Raw genomic sequence first — 15,768 nt, 5'->3', positions numbered from 1 at the left:
ATATTAATCATTATATGGTAGTACAATTTTAAACTCTGTTCCTTTATTTACTTTACTTTTAACGGAAATTTCACCATCCATAAAGTTAACCAGTTCTTTACAGAAAGCCAAACCTAAACCCACACTACCGTTTTGGTTGTATTGATTCTGGATGCGGAAAAACTTCTTAAATATATTATTAATTTCTGATGCAGGAATACCTATACCCTGATCCGTAAAGCGAAGTACAACTTTTCCCTTGATCAACCTTGCACTGATGTGCAGTTTTTTACGTTCTGCCGGCGAATACTTATATGCATTCTCGGCAAGGTTATCAAATAAGCTACCCAATAACACCGGATCTGTCACAAAAGTCTTAAATCCCGTTACTTCATAGGTAAAATTAAAATCAGGATGCTTTAATCGGTGAGATTCCACGGTACTTTCTATGAAATCTTCAATATTGATCTTATCCTGATTGAGTTCTATCGCCTTATTTTCAATTTGGGTAAAAGCCAGCAGCTTGTTCATCAAACCATTGAGTTTGTCGGCTTCCTCGTCTAATATCTTCCCATACATCTTCAACTCCCTTTCTGTCAGGCTGGCTGCACTTTTTATATTATTGCCTGCAATCTTAATCACACTGACCGGCGTCTTAAATTCATGCGTCAGGTTATTCATAAAATCATACTGCAGCTTAAACATCTTTTGATTAATGTTTAGGTTTCGATAAATTAAAACAGCAACGAGCACAACAATACTATAGAAAAGAAGAATACCCAATGCAATGGGTAGAAAATAGCTGAGGATTTCCTTATCTATAAAAGATTTTGAGGAGATAAAATAAAGTTTATAATCAGAAAATGGGCCCGGTAGCGTAATTTCTGTAGTCATATATGAATCCGATGTATCGAGAGGATCATATGTCAGAGGCTCTATTTTAATGTATTGATACAATAATGGCCGGGAATTGACAATCTTTATTTTATACGGATCGAGAAGAAACGAGACCATATCCTGCTGATAAACCGGCTGAGGATCAAGTGTCCTGCGCGACATCGCCTTATAAACCTTTAAATCCTCGATTGTGGGTATGCTCAAGTAGGTGATTTTATTTGCCCTTACATTGCTAAAGTTACTAAACAGTTCTTCCTGACTAGGCACCTTGCTCGTATCCAAGCCCTGAATATAAGAAGCCAATTTTAATACCAGGGCATTAAAATCATCCCCAACCTTAAAATTCCCTGTTTTATCTCTGGTAAAAAGCAATACCGAATCTGCAGGTACCAGACTCCCAAACTGATATATCTTTTTAGGACTAAAGGTTAACCTGCCTATATTGAGTCCATCATTTACCACAGGAGTATTACGAACCTCAGAATCGTAAAAGATAACCTTGGCCACAAATGGATATTCAAGCAATACTGTATCTACAAAACTGGAAGCAGTAGCAGAATCCAGATAACCGTTATAATAAGATACTTCGGGAAGTTTCTTTTGAAAAAATTCATTGTAAGATTTAATACTTTGCTCCAGCACATTAACTTTCTCAGAGACAAATTCATTTTCAATAAATTTTGTACTGAAACGGTAGGCTAACAATAATGAAAAGGCAAAAAGGACCGACATCATAATGATGAAGGTCATAATCAATGAAAAACTCTTACGGTATCCGCTTTTTTTCTCTGAGGACATGCCCTAAGTTACTTCTTTTTCAGGTTAGCTTCTAAAAACTCCTCTAAACCCAGGTAAAATTTCTGCCTGCTTTCATCGCTTTTTCCATGAAATGGATCTCCCTCCATCTCCAGATAATTGACACTGATATTTCGTTTTTGTAAGTTCTTTACAAATTGAATCGTTTCTCCTGAATTGATGTTCCTGCTTTTTGTGTTATGTGCAATAAATACAGGAAAATTAATCTTATCTACCTGAAACAACGGAGAAGCTTGTCTCATCCGTTCTACATCGGTCAAAGGATTCCCAATGATCTCATAATACATCTGGAGACTGGGTTTCAGATAAGGGGGAATCGACTTAAGATAAGTAAAGAGATTTATAATTCCGGAGTTTGAAGCGGCACAGACATATGTTCCTTTACCTGAATATAGACCGGTCAGTGCAATTTGTCCGCCAAACCCACTTCCATAAATAGCAATTCTCTTAGGATCAGCAATTTTTTTACTGATTAGCCACTTCACACCATCATTGATATCCTTCTGTATTTTACAGCCCCATTCCTTAAAACCTGCGGCCATAAAAGCTTTTCCATACCCTGAAGATCCGCGATAATTTACCTGAAAAACAGCATAACCTCTATTTGCCAAAAACTGAACCTCGGGATTATATCCCCATAAATTACGCCCTACAGGGCCGTCATGCGGCAAAACTACTACAGGTAGGTTTTCTGCCTTTTTATTCAACGGCAATGTAAGATATCCATGAATTTTAAGCCCGTCTCTTGACGTGTAAACGATAGGTTTCATCTCACACATTTCGTCTTCTCTGATCGCCGAATTAAAGTCACTCAGCTTCCTGAGTTTACCGGTCTCAGCTGTATACAGATAGTAGGATCCAGGATTGCGATCGGTAAAAGTTCTCACCAGATATACATTCTCCGCTTTATCCCTGTCCATAATACGTGTCTCTGTCTTAGGCAAGAGCCTATCTAAATTGTTATATAATATTTTTGCAGAATCATCCAGATAGTACTTTTCCTTTTTCCAGGTTTCATACACCACAAAAGACAACCGTTGCTTTCTTCGTGAATACTGTGCATCTGTTATATTGATGGTATCATTACCAAACAAAACCTTATTTTCCTTACCGGTATTACAATCTATTTCAACCAAAGCAGCCTTATCACGGTTTACATCAGAAATCGCATAAATGATATTAGGCTGATTATGAGCAAAGGCAATAGGCCGCACAGAAGTCTTAAAATTATTAGTCATCACCGGTTTAAAAGCCTGTGCCTCATTTGCCCTGTAAAGCATGGTTTCATTCACCCCGTCACTGCTGATTGCAAGTCTCAGTTTACCTTCCGCATCGGTGATCCAATCTGTGATATTACCAGGGTTTTTTGCAGCCATCACCATCTCACCATCACGGACATTCAGCCGGTAAACATCAAAAACAGTCGAATCTCTTTTATTTGATGAGACCAGCAAATACTTATCGTCCATAAGCTGATCATCAAGAACTCTTATCCTGCTTTTTTCATTTTCAGTGAGCTGTCGTTCATTACTTCCATCTTTACTAATAATAAAAATGTCAGATTCCCTACGCGCATCTCCATTTTCCTTGTAATAGATAAGATCATTATTGCCCACCCAGAAATAGAAATTGATATTTTTTTCCTTCAACTTTGTGACCTTCTTGTCTTTTCCTGTTTCAATATCCTCTATATATAGATTTTGGTTCTTACCCTCAAGTTTTAAATAAGACAAGTTCTTTCCGTCGGGCGATACCCTGTAACCCACCTTGTCCTGGGACTTAAAAAAATCCTCTACCGGCATAATACGTACTCCCTCTCCTTGCCTGCAGGACATGCCCAGCAGCACTACGAAAAGGAAAAAGTATCTTTTATAGACCATCATATTATTTTCTACTGCAAAGCTACACAACACCAACTTTGTAAAGCGGCTATACACCAACATTGTTACTTTGAAGCTTTTATCATTCATAAAGCTCAAAATAGATATTTCCTCAAATATGAAAACAAATCCTGAGTAACATTTAAAATACGCATCAGTATTATTGTTATGGTAATAAAGATATTTTTAAGCGGCAATTTGCTATTTTAGGATCTCCGTTGATCAATACATAATGATGAAGAAATTAACCCTGATTGTTTTATGCTGTATGACCTACCTGTTTTGCATTGGTCAGGATAATATGGATGATGCCCTGGCCTTCCAATATTATCAGCAAGGCAAATATCAGGAGGCTTCAATCCTGCTTGAAAAACTCTTCAACAACACAAAAAACGACGCTTATTTTAACCTTTATGCTTCGTCGTTAATCAAGCTTAAGAAATACGAGGATGCAGAAAAAATCATTAAAAAGCTCATTAAACAAAGTCCTCAAAACCTACAATATAGCATGGCACTCGCCAGGGTTTATCAGGAAAAAGGACAAACTGATGCTGCCAATAAAATGTACATGGAAACCTTAAACAAGCTACCTGCAGATGAATTTAAAATCCGTGAAATAGCCAATCAATTCTATAGTTTTCAAGCTTACGACCTTGCTGTGTCTACTTTTCTGCAAGGCAGAAAAGTATTAAATAACGACAAGATGTTTACCTATGAGCTGCTGACCATTTACCGGTTTAAGAAGGATAAAAACATGTTGGTGCAGGAGTATATAAATGCTTTACCAGAAATGCCGGAATTGTTGCCTCAGGCAGAAAGTGTACTCTCAACAGTGTTCGAAGACAATGCAGATTACCAATTACTGCAAGCCGCATTACTAAAGAAAATACAAAAAGATCCTCAAACAGAAATTTACAGCAAACTCCTGATATGGCAATACCTGCAGCAACAGGAATATGAAATGGCGCTTCGTCAATTAATTGCACAAGATAAACGCATCAAAGACGATGGTTCAATATTATTTAATGCAGCCAATACTTTCCTCACAAACAAAGCTTACCCTACTGCAATAAAGGCTTTTGAATTCATTATTAGTAAAGGCAAAGACAATCCCTATTTCCTCCCCGCAAAAGTAGAAATGATTGATGCACAATATCAACTGGTAATTGCAGGTCAGTTTGATAAAAAGGCAATTGCTGATCTTGCAGCAGCCTATACCTCCATTATCGATGAATATGGAAAGACCGCGCAAACAATTTTTGCGTTGAAAAAATTAGCCCACCTTCAGGCCTATTATCTCGATCAACCAGAAAATGCAGAAAAATCCCTGGAAGCAGCGCTTGCAATATCGGGTATAAGTGCTACTGAAATCGGCGAAATGAAACTCGAGCTGGGTGACATCTATATTTTAACCCAGCAACCCTGGGAAGCATTCCTTGTTTATGAACAAGTAGCTAAACAATTTGAAAATCAATCCGTCGGAAATGAAGCACATTACCGTTCGGCAAAGCTTTCTTTCTATCAGGGCAATTTTATTTATGCAAAGTCGCAGGCCGATGTCCTTAAGGCTTCAACGTCGCAATTAATAGCCAATGATGCGCTAAACCTAAGCTTGCTTATATCAGACAACCTTCAATCCACTGCAGACTCTAATGCACTTAAAATGTATGCCGATGCTGAAATGCTGCAATTCAGAAATTTGTCAACAAAGGCATTAGCTAAATTGGACAGTATTGCCATTGTTTACCCAAATAATAGTCTTCTCGATGACATTATGATGGCTAAATCCAGGATATACATTAAGGGTAATGACATTAGCAATGCTGTAAAAATGCTAAAGGAACTGACAGAAACTCAAACAACCAGTATTTGGGCTGATGATGCCCTCTTTACACTTGCAGATCTTTATGAAAAAAACTTAAAGGATGTTGAACAGGCTAAAATTCAATACCAAAAGCTAATCAATGACCATCCGGGTAGTATGTTTACTACTGAAGCCCGCAAACGCTTTAGGAAACTTCGCGGAGACAATGTTGGCACATAGTTCATATCTTTGCAAAATGTTATTATACAATGTAACCTCAATAATTGAAGATGCATCAGCAGACCGCTGGTTGCAATGGATGCAGGACATTCATATCCCTCAGGTAATGGCCACCGGCATGTTTGTATCTCATCGTCTGCTTAAGGTTCTTGATTCGCCAAATGACGGCGTAACTTATTGTGCTCAATACGTAGCCGACAGCATGGAAGATTACCAAACCTACCAGCAACAATTTGCCCCTAACTTACAGGCCGAAGCAGCAGAACTTTTTGCAAATCAGGCTGTCTCTTTCAGGACCTTAATGGAGTATGTAGCTTAACCTTTATGAACATCACAAAAACACCAATAGAAGATCTTCTTGTCATTGAGCCGAAGGTTTGGAAAGATAACCGTGGTTATTTCTACGAAAGCTTTAGCACCAAATTATTTGCCGAAGCAGGAATTAATGGAGGCTTTGTCCAGGACAATCAGTCGTTCTCACAAAAAGGGGCATTGAGAGGCTTGCATGCACAGAGTGATCCATTTGCACAAGGTAAGTTGGTACGTGTAATTCAAGGCAGTGTTCTGGATGTTGCAGTAGATATTCGAAAAGATTCCTCAACTTTTGGACAGAGCTACAATGCTGTACTTAGCGGAGACAATCATAAGCAACTTTGGATTCCTCCGGGTTTCCTTCATGGCTTTCTGACACTTGAAGATGATACCATCTTTACCTATAAAGTAACAAATTACTACGATAAAAACTCAGAAATTGGCGTCATGTGGAATGATCCTGACCTAAACATAGACTGGGGCACTGAAGTAGCCTCTGAAGATTTTCTGTTTTCTGAAAAAGATCTTGCGCTACCGCTATTTAAAGACTTTAAAAGTCCATTTTAATAAAAAGCCCCGGTAAATATACCGGGGCTTTTTATGTTATTGCTTTATCAAATCGTATAACTCGTCCAATTTCGGAGACAACACAATTTCAATCCTGCGGTTCTTACTTCTGCTCTCCGCCGATGTATTTGGACCTAATGGCTGGAACTCACCTTTACCGGTAGCAGTCATGCGCACGGCCTCTACTTTGCTAACCTCAGTCAAATACCGGACTACAGATGTTGATCTCAAAACACTCAAATCCCAATTGTCTTTAATCTGCCCAAGATTTGTGATCTTCTGTGAATCAGTATGGCCTTCAACAGCAATATTGATCTCTGGTTGTTGTTTTAATACTTCCGCAAGCTGGCTCAATGCCTGTTTACCTTTCTCATCTATAACAATACTGCCTGAAGGAAATAACAGCTTGTCGGTAAGCGAAACATATACTTTTCCGTTTCTAATTTCAACAGTCAGCCCATTCTTCGTAAAACCAAGTAAGGCCTGCTGAAGTTTTTCCTTCAGCTGATTGGTAGCAGCATCCCTTTTACGCAGGATTTCCTCCACTTCTTTCAAACGTTGCTCACGTTTTTCCAAGTCGCTCGAAAGCTTTTTAATTTCAGATGAACTATTACTACGCAATTTGTCATAGTTGCTGTTCATTTCAGAATACTGATTCCTTAGGTCATTTAATGCGCTGCTCAATCCTGTGGTGTCCTTGCGAAGTTTAGCAATCAGGCTTTCAAGGTTTTCATTCATCAACTGTGATTCTGTCCATCCGGTACTTAATGAATCTTGTTTGGCCAGTAAAGCCTTATACTTCTTTGGGGAAAGGACTACACAAGAACTGAATGCACTTGCCAGCAATCCTATAAATAAAAATAAACTGATTTTTCTCATTTGTGTGTTTGGTGTTTATGATTGTTATTCCGCTACTGCGTTTCTCAAAAATACTATAAATGGATAAACTACTTCGAAAGCAGTTTTCAACTTATTAACGATTCCCGGTTTTAAAAATTCTTCATCCTTAATTGGAAAAGTAGCAATGAAACTTTTAAGCTTTAAAAGGTCAATATGTGGATGGTCCGTCTCATATCCCTTCGGTGCATTCTTTAAGGTATCTTCTTTACTAAGTTTAAAAAGATCTTTAAACTTTTTAGCATTAATAATATCCAGAAATTCTGAAGTATTGTAATCTATTTCTTCTCTTATTTTTTTCAGATGGGCAGCTTCCGGCATCCATACGCCAGCAGCAAAAAAACAACCACCTGGTTGAATGTGAAGATAATAACCTGGTTCATTTACCCCCTTACCCTTTACCGCAAAATAAATCCCATAATTGTTTTTATAAGGATCTTTATTCTTGCTAAAGCGAACATCCCGGTAAATTCTCAACAGACATTTTTTAGCTTGTGTATCCACAGAAAACTCTGGATCCGCTGCCGCTAAATTGGGAATCAACTGATCAACAAAAGCCAATACATCTGCCTTCGCAGTTTCATATCTGACTTTATTTTCCGCAAACCATTCGCGGTTATTATTTTGAGCTACATCAGTTATAAAAGATAGTGTATCTGATTTAATCATGGTTTATCGTAAACGGCCTTGTATTTTATTTTTGGCGAGAGCCAATGTAATAAAATCACACGGGAATAACGATAGTTAAATGGCGCCAAAAGTAAGCACCCTGTAAAAATAACAGTAAGGTAAAGCCAAAGTGATTCGAACTCAAGATTACCTCCCGATAGTATATAAGTCGCCACGCCAAGTGTAATCATTTCAGCACAATTCATTGCATAGCTTACATACATTGCCGCATAAAAGTAACCCGGCTCTATTTCGAATCGCAAGCCGCAATGACCACAAATTGTATTGGTGCGTTGTATGTTAAAACCATATAGACTTCCGGTAAAAATGTCACCCCTTCTGCATTGTGGACATTTACCTTTTACTATTGCATAGAGCTTAGATGTTCCCTGCATACCCAGTCGATTTTTTACGGTATTTTAGATACCACAATACACCCATTCCGGATATGAGAAGATATGGAATTGCAAGAAGATATAGGATACCTGAATTCAGACCTTTACCCTGCGTATTACCATTCTTTACGCTCTGCTCAGCACTAACAGTACACATGGCACATTGAGCACTGGCTGTATTGTTAATCGCTATCGACGACAATACTGTAAAGATGAAGACAAATGCTATCTTTTTCATACCGCAAATATAAGTAAAAGAAACAAAAAAGGGGCAATTGCCGTAGTGCTCCCAAAGCTAAACACTTTCTGGAGCACTCCATCAAATAGGAAATTTGACGATAGCCGCCAGTTAAAACCTCTGGCTAAAAATTGTAATACGGAGAGATCATAAGGTACACAATTACGCCGGTAACCGCCACATATAACCATACCGGATAAGCCCAGCGAACAATCTTTCTGTGGCGCTCTACTTCCATGCTAAATCCTCTTAAAAAACTAATTAAAATCAAAGGAAGTACTACCACAGCAAGAATAATATGTGTAGCAAGAATGAAGAAGTATATATAGCGTGTCGCACCCACTGCAGCAAGCTCTGCGGCATCAACTATATTGTTGTGATCTATATCTCCAAACTTGGTGTCTTTTTCGTACAGATGAAAAAGAATATAAAAAACAAGAAAGATCGCGGATAGAATGAAAGTAATTACGTTGGTTACCTTATGTGCCTGAATGTTCTTCTTCTTTATGAAAATCAAAGAAACAACCAACAGGACTGAACATGTTGCATTAATACCACCAATTAAATGCGGCAATAAATAAATAAATGAAGGTTTTGTCTGAGGCGGCGGAACCAGTTTAAGCGCAATTACGACTAAAAGCACTACCGCAGTAACAATCCAGATTAAGCGTAAAAAGAATTTGTCATTCATATCTCAATAATTTGGGGGATTATCTCCCGTCTTTGGTATTTCTTAGCTCCTCTGCCAATAGTACCTTAATTTCGTCATCCAATTTAGATAAAGCTTCCTGACTGGTCGCTTCGTAATATCCTCTAATGCGTCGCTCTGTATCCAATAAGACAAACATATTACTGTATACAAATCGCATTTCCCCGCGAACAGGCTCCTGCCTGGCATCAATGATGAGCCCGTTATTGATCAGGTTATATAGCTGCGTACTGTCACCAGTAAGGATGTCCCACTTACCTGCCGGAGCTGATAATTTTTGAGCAAAATCGGCAATTACTTCAGGGGTATCGTGTACCGGATCTATCGTTAGACCAATAAAATTAACAGCCTTATTGTGGGCATATGTTGCATCAAAAGCTTTCATCGCCTTATTTGCAAAACCCACACCATCGGTAGCCCCTTTTGTGTAAAACACATTTAATACTACAATTTTACCGGTATAGTTTTTCCAGGATAAAGTATCGCCTTTCTGGTTGATGAGTTTAAAATCATTAACATGATGATAAATCGTATCAGGGATCATTTTACCCCGTACAGAATGAAAGGTTTTCCCTACCTCTTTTTTACCAAAAAAGGGCAATGGCTTATACCTGTTTTTACCCTGGTCCTGAAGTAAATAATATAAAAATCCTGGTACCGCTAATATGGTGACCAGGATTAATACTTTTTTTATTGAAGCTCCCTTCATTAAACTAATGGCATATGTAAGTGTAAATATCCACCTTCAATAAGCATCAGTACAATAAAGTAAATGATAAAAATAAATGAAACCGTTAAGGACAATTGAAGTCCAAGCTTCTCATATTTAAGGTGCATAAAATAAGCAACAATATAATATGCTTTTAATAATGTTAATGCAATGTAGATGAAGTTACCTACTCCATGAGACATGTGCTTGTTTGGAATTACCCATAAAGCGATGATAAATTCAATTACAGTGATTAGCAATAGAATACCAAATACCTGCCAAATCTTTTTCTTATCTAAACCCGCATGTTCGCCATGCCCGTGATCGTCGTGTCCGTGTTCTGTATGTATTTCTGACATAATATTTTCTTGAATAATTAAACCAAATAGAAGAATGTAAATACGAATACCCACACCAAATCAACAAAGTGCCAGTATAAACCAACTTTCTCTATCATCAGGTAATGTCCGCGTTTCTCGAATGTACCGTTAATGGTCATGCACAAGATGATGATATTAATGATCACACCACTAAATACGTGGAATCCGTGGAAACCAGTAATCGTAAAGAATAAATTTGAAAACTGAAGTGCAGATACAGTAGATACTTCGCCTGTAAACAAATGGTGCAGCGTTTCCATATTAGGAATCTTACCCCAACCAAATCCTTCATGGAACAAGTGGGTCCACTCAGCTGCCTGACAGCCTAAGAACATAAAACCACCAATGATAGTAGCAATCATCCAACCAATCACTTCTTTCTTAGAGCGTCTATGACCAGCTTCTACAGCCAATACCATAGTTACCGAGCTCATGATCAGGATAAAAGTCATGATACCCACAAATACTAGTGGATAACCGCCATCTACTAAACCCGGAACAGATTGGAAAACCAAATCTGGATCTGGCCATGTAAACTTACTGAAGCGTTGCGCTCCATAATAAATCAATAATGACGAAAATGTGAATGCATCAGAAACCAGAAAAAACCACATCATTATTTTGCCGTATTCGACTGACCACGGCGAGCGGCCTCCACTCCATGGAGTAGTTTTTACCTGATCTAATTGTGATAATGAACTCATTTTGTAAATAGTAATAGTTTGTTAAAAAATCTAACTGTTCAAAAGTAAAAAAACATACAGATATATCCATAATATATCTATAAAATGCCAAAATATAGAAGCGATTTCCATCCGGTATTTCCGCTTCTCAAAAGACATCTCTTTATAAGTACCCACAAGGGCAAATAATACAAAGCACAATCCCCCAATGATGTGTAGTAAGTGAAATCCAGATACAACATAGATCATGGAAATCGCAGCATTATTGTTGGTAAAAAAAGCTCCTGTATTTACCAGAGTAGACCACGCTTCTATCTGAAGGTATCCAAATCCTAAGCCCAAAGCAAATGTAGCCCACAACAACAATCGCTGTCTGGTGATACTCCCTTTCTTTAAGGCCTTAAACGCAAGGAACAAGCAAACACTACTGGCCAATAATACCAGCGTGCTGTATATAAAGAGATTGGGTAATACCAGCCCGTGTCCTTTGCCTTTTGAAGCCGAAAACACAATATAATAACTAGTAAAACCTCCAAACATTATTGTAGATGATACCACAAAAAGCCACATAATAAACTTCTTAGGTTTAGTATCCTCTCCCGCATCTACACTCACTTCTTGTTTATTTAATGTATGTACCATTTTTTTATTTATTTAGCAATGAAATCGAATAACAAAACCAATTGGACTAATGGAAGATAAAAGAAAGAACAGAACATTACTTTTCTCGCACTTGCCAAATCCATATTGATCCACATTTTAAATGCCAGCCAAGCAAATACCAGCCCTGCCAGCAGCGATACCCCGGCTATATAATAACCACCAAACCCATAAAAAGTAGGTAGCAAACTCACAGGTATCAAAATCAACGTGCTAAAAAATGTGATGAAAGCACTGATTTTATCTCTTTTTGTAGTAGGCAACAACCTGAACCCGGCTTTTTTATAATCATCATCCAGTACCCAGGCAATGGACCAGAAATGTGGAAACTGCCATACGAACTGAACCAAAAATAATATTACAGCGATACCATCGATTCTTCCATGTGCTGCTACATATCCGATAAGCGGGGGTAACGCGCCAGGAATAGCCCCTACAAATACCGCAATCGGACTTTTACGTTTCAACGGTGTATAAGCGAAAGCATATAGGAAAATGGAAAAAACAGATAATAACCCAGTCTCTATATTCAGTTTACCTAAAAGCCAGGTACCTAACATGCCCATCACCAATCCTGAAACAAGTCCCTGACCAGTTGTCATATGCCCGGCAGGCATCGGACGGTCCTTGGTACGCGTCATCAGTTTATCCAAATCCACCTCAATTACTTCATTAAAGCAATTGGCAGCAGACGTCACTAAAAACCCTCCGGAAATCAGTATCAGCCAGTTGATCCAGTCTATTCCAGGCGCCTCTCCTCCTCCAATCGAAACCTTCGATCCAATCAGAAAAGTAATCGACGCAGAAAACACCACCAGAAACGTTAGTCTGAATTTTATGAGCTTAGAGAAATCTGCTAAAAACTGTTTCAAATTATATACGATTAATGTCCCTGATGATAAGTATCCGTTCTGTAAACCAGTAAATACAGATAATATTGTAAACTAAACAAAAGGGTAGAAAATAAAATATGTAATGCCTGTGCATATGGAGGCAGTGCAAAGTTAGATAATAATAATCCGCTTGCAATCTGAATGATCAATGTAATTGCAATTCCATTAGCCACCATTAAAGCTGTTGCTTTTCCACTAAATCTATCTTTTACCAATTTATAAATGATGATGTTCAATATCAATACGAACATCGCCAGATCTCTGTGATAGGAAAAAGTCTTACCTACCATTTCAACCCATCCTGCCCGACCGGTATACTGCAGGTTTTTCGCGATTGCATCAATAGCCTCACGAACTTCAGTTCCTAAAACGATCTGCAATACACTAGCTGCAATAGCGACAAAAATAATTGCCTTCAGCCAGATTACGTTTGCCATAACCACTGTCGTCTGCTTATGCAATTGCTGCGTATAGTTATAAGTATACACAAGTATAGCAAGGATCACAAGTGCAAGAAGCATATGTACGGTAACTATCCACGGCATTAAATTCGTAGAGACTACGATAGATCCTAACCATGCCTGAAACCCAACTACGATTAAATTTGTAAAACTCAAAACGATCACTCTTTTTGCTGACTTTACATAAGCAAAGGAATAGACTACCAGTCCCAATAAAAGAAAACCGGTGATGGCACCCATTAATCTGTTGATATATTCCGTCCAGGTCTTAGCCACATTGAAAGTCTCTGGAAGCAGTATAGATTCATCATGCCTGATGCTATCTGCCAAATGAGCCTTACCCATTCTTTCCAGAGTTTTTGCAAAACGCTCATTTTTCGCTACGCGTTCTGAAACATACTTTTCTTTATAATCGGCAGGAAGCTGAGAAGCATGGGTTGGAGGTATATATTGATCAAAACACTTAGGCCAATCAGGGCACCCCATACCAGATCCAGTACTACGTACGATTCCCCCTGCCAGTATCAGCAATAAGGTAACGACTATAGTAATGAGGTTTAGCCTGGTAAATCTCTTTTCAGATTTAAGAACCATGGTGTGTATTTGAGTTAAAAAAAATGAGGTATCTGTTGTAAGTACTTACCTACTGCAGATACCCCATTATATTATAAACTATAAATTAGTCTAATTTTTCTGTATCGTCAGCAGCTTTATTGTTTGCTTCCCATTCTCTTTGTATGCGTTCAGATTCAGCATCACCTTCAAAATCATGAGGCATGTTAGAACTCATAGTCTGAGAGAAAGGAACAGTCTGCGGGATAAAGTCCTCTTCAGCACCTGGCTTGCTATAATCATATGGCCAACGGTATACTGTAGGAATTTCACCTGGCCAGTTACCATGCAGGTGCTCAACAGGAGTAGTCCACTCTAATGTATTTGCTCCCCAAGGGTTTTGAGGTGCTTTTTTACCTCTGAAAATTGAATAGAAGAAGTTCCATAAGAAAGCTACCTGAGCCAATGCTCCGAATATAGCTGCCCATGTTACGAATACGTTCACGGTTAACCATTTCTGCATGAACTCAAATTCAGTAAATGCATAATAACGACGAGGTACACCATCAAGACCTAAGAAGTGTAATGGGAAGAATACCAGGTATGCTGCAATAAATGTTAACCAGAAATGCAAATAACCTAATTTACTGCTCATCATTCTTCCGAACATCTTAGGGAACCAGTGATAAACTCCTGCAAGCATACCAAAGATCGCCGCAGATCCCATTACAAGGTGGAAGTGGGCAACAACAAAGTAAGTATCATGCAGGTTAATATCTAATGATGCATTTCCTAAGAAAATACCGGTCAAACCACCAGAGATAAAGAAAGATACCAAACCAATTGCAAAAAGCATCGCAGGTGTAAATTTGATATTACCTCTCCATAATGTAGCCAGGTAGTTGAAAGTTTTAACTGCTGAAGGTACAGCAATGATCAAAGTAGTGATCATAAACACACCACCTAATAGCGGGTTCATACCCGTTACAAACATGTGGTGACCCCAAACGATAAATGAAAGTATAGTAATACCAATCAATGAATAAATCATCGCATGGTAACCAAAGATCGGTTTTCTTGAGTTTACAGAGATTACCTCAGACGAGATACCCAATGCAGGCATAATTACAATATATACCTCCGGGTGACCAAGGAACCAGAATAAGTGCTGCCATAAAATTGGCGATCCACCCTCATTAGGTAATACCTGAGTTCCCATAACGATGTCAGACAAATAGAAACTTGTTCCAAAGCTACGGTCAAAGATCAACAATACCACACCTGCCACAAGAACAGGGAATGATAAAATACCCAAAATAGCTGTTAGGAAGAATGCCCAGATTGTCAAAGGCATTTTCCATAAATCCATACCTTTTGTACGCATGTTCAATACAGTACTTACATAGTTGATACCACCCATTAAAGATGATGCAACGAAGAGAACCATACTGATTAACCATAATGTCATACCCAAACCAGAACCGCTGATTGCAGTAGGTAAAGCAGACAAAGGAGGATAAACCGTCCATCCCGCACTTGCCGGACCTGTTTGAATAAAGAATGAGCTCATCATGATCACACAGGCAGTAAAGAAGAACCAATATGAAAGCATGTTAAGGAATGGCGATGCCATATCTCTTGCACCTAATTGAAGAGGGATCAATAAATTACTGAATGTACCACTCAGACCGGCAGTCAATACAAAGAACACCATGATGGTACCGTGTATCGTCACCAAAGCAAGATAAAAGTCGGGTTTAATCCTTCCTCCCTCAGCCCATTTTCCTAAAAATGTTTCCAGAATAGGGAAGCTTTTGTCTGGCCACGCCAATTGTAAACGGAACAATATGGATAAGCCCATTGCTATTACAGCCATGATAATACCAGTTATCAGGAACTGCTTTGCGATCATCTTGTGATCCTGGCTAAAGATGTACTTCGTTAAAAAAGTCTCTTTGTGATGTCCATGATCATCATGGCTATCGTGGTTATGTGTATCGTGTAATGATATAGTTGACATAATGTGC

At 38.5% G+C, this 15,768-nt stretch carries 17 protein-coding genes; 3 read left to right on the top strand and 14 right to left on the bottom strand.

Features of this window, described 5'->3' with window-relative positions:
* Window positions 1-3: 3 nt before the first annotated feature.
* Window positions 4-1,674 (bottom strand): HAMP domain-containing sensor histidine kinase, encoded by a 1,671-nt coding sequence (locus R2Q78_RS14615; protein ID WP_316793161.1) that lies wholly within the window; start codon window positions 1,672-1,674, stop codon window positions 4-6.
* Between the two features lie 8 nt (window positions 1,675-1,682).
* A complete protein-coding gene (locus R2Q78_RS14610; RefSeq protein WP_316793160.1) occupies window positions 1,683-3,662 on the bottom strand; it encodes a S9 family peptidase in 1,980 nt (659 codons plus the stop codon).
* Between the two features lie 142 nt (window positions 3,663-3,804).
* On the opposite strand from R2Q78_RS14610, the gene R2Q78_RS14605 reads away from it, so the two are divergent.
* From R2Q78_RS14605 to rfbC, 3 genes are read left to right on the top strand one after another with little or no spacing between them, the layout of a single operon-like run.
* Window positions 3,805-5,616 (top strand): tetratricopeptide repeat protein, encoded by a 1,812-nt coding sequence (locus R2Q78_RS14605; RefSeq protein ID WP_316793158.1) that lies wholly within the window; start codon window positions 3,805-3,807, stop codon window positions 5,614-5,616.
* Between the two features lie 16 nt (window positions 5,617-5,632).
* Window positions 5,633-5,935, top strand: coding sequence for a DUF4286 family protein (locus tag R2Q78_RS14600; RefSeq protein ID WP_316793156.1), 303 nt, complete (start codon window positions 5,633-5,635; stop codon window positions 5,933-5,935).
* Window positions 5,936-5,940: 5 nt separating this feature from the next.
* The gene (rfbC, locus tag R2Q78_RS14595; protein ID WP_316793154.1) at window positions 5,941-6,495 is read left to right on the top strand and encodes a dTDP-4-dehydrorhamnose 3,5-epimerase; all 555 of its coding nucleotides are present in this window, start codon (window positions 5,941-5,943) and stop codon (window positions 6,493-6,495) included.
* A 36-nt stretch (window positions 6,496-6,531) separates the two neighbouring features.
* Here rfbC and R2Q78_RS14590 read toward each other — a convergent pair whose 3' ends face one another.
* From R2Q78_RS14590 to R2Q78_RS14535, 12 genes are all read right to left on the bottom strand, one after another.
* Window positions 6,532-7,374 carry a flagellar motor protein MotB gene (locus tag R2Q78_RS14590; RefSeq protein WP_316793152.1) on the bottom strand — a complete coding sequence of 281 codons (843 nt, stop codon included), beginning with the start codon at window positions 7,372-7,374 and terminating at the stop codon, window positions 6,532-6,534.
* A gap of 24 nt (window positions 7,375-7,398) precedes the next feature.
* Complete coding sequence (locus R2Q78_RS14585; RefSeq protein ID WP_316793150.1) at window positions 7,399-8,061, bottom strand: DUF2461 domain-containing protein; 663 nt, start codon at window positions 8,059-8,061, stop codon at window positions 7,399-7,401.
* Window positions 8,058-8,456 (bottom strand): DUF983 domain-containing protein, encoded by a 399-nt coding sequence (locus R2Q78_RS14580; protein ID WP_316793149.1) that lies wholly within the window; start codon window positions 8,454-8,456, stop codon window positions 8,058-8,060. The genes R2Q78_RS14585 and R2Q78_RS14580 overlap by 4 nt, the downstream gene beginning before the upstream one ends.
* Window positions 8,440-8,694, bottom strand: a complete 255-nt coding sequence (locus R2Q78_RS14575) for a hypothetical protein (RefSeq protein WP_316793145.1) — start codon at window positions 8,692-8,694, stop codon at window positions 8,440-8,442. The genes R2Q78_RS14580 and R2Q78_RS14575 overlap by 17 nt, the downstream gene beginning before the upstream one ends.
* Before the next feature lie 124 nt (window positions 8,695-8,818).
* Window positions 8,819-9,385: a DUF420 domain-containing protein gene (locus R2Q78_RS14570; RefSeq protein WP_316793142.1), complete on the bottom strand. Its 567-nt coding sequence runs from the start codon at window positions 9,383-9,385 to the stop codon at window positions 8,819-8,821.
* A gap of 19 nt (window positions 9,386-9,404) precedes the next feature.
* Window positions 9,405-10,112, bottom strand: a complete 708-nt coding sequence (locus R2Q78_RS14565; protein ID WP_316793140.1) for an SCO family protein — start codon at window positions 10,110-10,112, stop codon at window positions 9,405-9,407.
* Window positions 10,112-10,471, bottom strand: coding sequence for a cytochrome C oxidase subunit IV family protein (locus R2Q78_RS14560; RefSeq protein ID WP_316793138.1), 360 nt, complete (start codon window positions 10,469-10,471; stop codon window positions 10,112-10,114). Before R2Q78_RS14560 ends, R2Q78_RS14565 begins: the two co-directional genes overlap by 1 nt.
* Before the next feature lie 17 nt (window positions 10,472-10,488).
* Window positions 10,489-11,196 (bottom strand): cytochrome c oxidase subunit 3, encoded by a 708-nt coding sequence (locus tag R2Q78_RS14555; RefSeq protein ID WP_316793136.1) that lies wholly within the window; start codon window positions 11,194-11,196, stop codon window positions 10,489-10,491.
* A gap of 30 nt (window positions 11,197-11,226) precedes the next feature.
* The gene (locus R2Q78_RS14550) at window positions 11,227-11,817 is read right to left on the bottom strand and encodes a heme-copper oxidase subunit III (protein ID WP_316793134.1); all 591 of its coding nucleotides are present in this window, start codon (window positions 11,815-11,817) and stop codon (window positions 11,227-11,229) included.
* An 8-nt stretch (window positions 11,818-11,825) separates the two neighbouring features.
* On the bottom strand, window positions 11,826-12,707 hold the full coding sequence (cyoE, locus tag R2Q78_RS14545) for a heme o synthase (protein WP_316793132.1): 882 nt from the start codon (window positions 12,705-12,707) through the stop codon (window positions 11,826-11,828).
* Window positions 12,708-12,718: 11 nt separating this feature from the next.
* Complete coding sequence (locus R2Q78_RS14540; protein ID WP_316793129.1) at window positions 12,719-13,783, bottom strand: COX15/CtaA family protein; 1,065 nt, start codon at window positions 13,781-13,783, stop codon at window positions 12,719-12,721.
* Between the two features lie 85 nt (window positions 13,784-13,868).
* Window positions 13,869-15,761, bottom strand: coding sequence for a cbb3-type cytochrome c oxidase subunit I (locus R2Q78_RS14535; protein WP_316793126.1), 1,893 nt, complete (start codon window positions 15,759-15,761; stop codon window positions 13,869-13,871).
* Between the last annotated feature and the right edge of the window lie 7 nt (window positions 15,762-15,768).

Source organism: Pedobacter frigoris (genome assembly GCF_032678645.1).
GTDB classification, from domain to species: domain Bacteria; phylum Bacteroidota; class Bacteroidia; order Sphingobacteriales; family Sphingobacteriaceae; genus Pedobacter; species Pedobacter frigoris_A.
The sequence above is the reverse complement of the archived record's forward strand: the minus strand, read 5'-3'. Positions and strand labels throughout refer to the sequence as shown.